The sequence below is a fragment of the Pseudoalteromonas sp. SIMBA_162 genome (assembly GCF_046535955.1).
GTDB classification, from domain to species: domain Bacteria; phylum Pseudomonadota; class Gammaproteobacteria; order Enterobacterales; family Alteromonadaceae; genus Pseudoalteromonas; species Pseudoalteromonas marina.
This window is the reverse complement of sequence record NZ_JAWJBQ010001299.1, coordinates 1-232: the sequence shown is the minus strand read 5'-3', so window position 1 is coordinate 232 and position 232 is coordinate 1. Positions and strand designations below refer to the sequence as shown.

General features: G+C 37.5%; 1 pseudogene. It reads left to right on the top strand.

Annotated elements, in window-relative coordinates:
* Positions 1-232, top strand: a pseudogene (locus tag R0J88_RS23845) (hypothetical protein); the annotation flags it as partial.

Here is a 232-nt window from a genome sequence, read left to right as displayed (position 1 = left end):
ATCGTTAACCTCTTAGGTAACGGTTCAGCCTATTATGCACCAGCTGCAGCATTGATTGAAATGGCTGAAGCAATTATAAAGGATCAAAAACGTATTTTACCTTCAATTGCATATCTAGAAGGTTGTAATTCTGTAGGGAAGTTTGGATTTATTGCACCACCTACAGTGTTAGAAGCTATTAAGTCTTCTACTTCTACAACCTTGTACTGTGTCTTTACTGATGTACCTCTCT